Source organism: Caballeronia sp. (assembly GCF_049581465.1).
In the GTDB taxonomy this organism is placed as follows: Bacteria; Pseudomonadota; Gammaproteobacteria; order Burkholderiales; family Burkholderiaceae; genus Caballeronia.
Genome location: NZ_JBAUSA010000617.1, coordinates 1 through 1905 on the forward strand (window position 1 = coordinate 1; position 1905 = coordinate 1905).

Annotated in this window: 3 protein-coding genes; all 3 read right to left on the reverse strand. The window is 60.0% G+C overall.

Annotated elements, in window-relative coordinates:
* Positions 1–71: 71 nt before the first annotated feature.
* Positions 72–341, reverse strand: a complete 270-nt coding sequence (locus tag WCA53_RS14995) for a hypothetical protein (protein ID WP_423911608.1) — start codon at positions 339–341, stop codon at positions 72–74.
* A gap of 177 nt (positions 342–518) precedes the next feature.
* Entirely contained in the window at positions 519–1400 is an 882-nt protein-coding gene (locus tag WCA53_RS15000) for an ABC transporter permease subunit (protein ID WP_423911611.1), read from the reverse strand.
* The coding region (locus WCA53_RS15005) for an ATP-binding cassette domain-containing protein (protein WP_423911614.1) at positions 1400–1905 on the reverse strand (506 nt) is incomplete at its 5' end. The genes WCA53_RS15005 and WCA53_RS15000, both read right to left, overlap by 1 nt.

The window sequence follows — 1905 nt, forward strand, 5'->3', positions numbered from 1 at the left end:
GCAGCGGCCTCCGCACTTTCTGCGCCGTCGATGCAAACGTGCGGGAGCCTTGTTGGCGATGAGGTCGCCGGTCAGATGGCGATCAAGCGGTCGATATATGCATTGATGTTGTTCAGCGAAACCAGGACACCGTCGAGCGCGTGGGCGGCGTCATCGGCATGACCTGCTTTCGACAGCGCCAGGAAGTCGTTGATCTCGGCCCAAAACGATTCGGCGGTCGACCCGAGTTCGTTCAACAGACCTGTCTGCGTAGCGGGCCATGTGTCCGCCGAAACCGGCGTATATCCGTCGAGATTCAACAGGCTTGCCGCAATTTGCTTAGGGGAAGGATTGGTGGTCACGTTCGTTCCTTGAAGGAGTTTTTGTACTTTATCGAACGCGGCCAAACTGGATTGGTCGATTAACGCGGCAAACCGGCCTCTATTCGGTATTGCTGAAGTGCGGCCGACGTGATGCCGGCCAATGGTTCCGGGTCAGGTTTCTCGTATGACGAATAGATTTAAGCCGGCTGACAATACTTACATCTTGCCCTTCCACGGCGTCAGCAGGCGCTCGGCTTGCCTCATGAGGATATCGAAGCAATATGCCAGGACACCGATCACGACAATGCCCATGATCACAATGTCCGTGCGAAGAAAGTTCGATGCATTCAACACCATCTGCCCGAGGCCTGCGGTCGCCGCGACCATCTCGGCTGCAACCAGCGTAGTCCAGCCGAAGCCGATCGCGATGCGCATTCCGGTCAGGATTTCAGGCATTGCGGCAGGCAATACGACAAGCCGGATCAGTTGCCACCGCGTGGCGCCAAGCGACCGGGCTGCATTGATCTGCTCGACGGCCACCGATCGCACGCCCGCCTTCGAAGCCATCGCAAGCGGGGCGAAACATGCGAGGTAGATCAGCGTGATCTTCGCGCTTTCATCGATTCCCAGCCAGATCACGATCAACGGCAAGTAGGCGAGCGGCGGCAGCGGCCGGTAGAACTCGATGATCGGGTCCGCGATACCCCGCGCGATCCACGACGTGCCCATCGCGATCCCGACCGGAACGGCCGTCACCACGGCAAGCGCAAATGCTGCGAGGACACGGAACACGCTGATGCTGACGTGCTGTAAGAGCGGCGTATCGCCCTGCGTATTGCCCTTGACCGCGCCGATAAACGCATCGAATGTTGCTTTGGGCGAGGGCAAGAACAGCGGCTTGATCCAGCCAAGCCGCGTGGCCAGCCACCACAACACGAGCAAGACAAGCGTGGTCGCGAGACTGATCTGCCAGGTGCTGCCCTGGCCAAGCGCGCCATACGTGTGTGCGCGCTTCGCCCGCGACTTCGTTCGGGCGCGGGCGTCAGCCGCGTCAACAACTACGGGAGCCGTGAGCACTTTGGTTTGAGTAGACGCCATTAATGAACGCCTCCCGACGAGGTTTCGTGAACCATCGTGAGAACGCGTTCACGCGTGGCGATGAAGTCCGCGCTCGCCTTGGTGCCGCGAGCATCGCGCGTCTCGAGGAAGCGCTTCGCGAACGGCAGTTGCATTTCGTGCACAATGCGCCCTGGATTTGGCGCCATGACGATCAGCCGCGTCGCGAGAAACAACGCTTCCTCCACGTCATGCGTAATAAAAAAGAACACGCGCTTCGAATCGTTCCAGAGATCGAGCAGCAACGTCTGGATCGACTCGCGAGTGAATGCGTCGAGTGCGCCGAGCGGTTCGTCGAGCAACATGACCTGCGGTGAAGAGGCTATCGCGCGGGCCACGCCCACGCGCTGCTGCATGCCACCCGACAGTTCATACACAGGCTTGTGCGCCGCCTCGGAAAGGCCGACCTTGCGCAAGCACTCCATGCTGATCGGGCGCCGTTCATGCACCGGCATCTTGCGCAGCCGCAAACCGAATTCGACGTTCT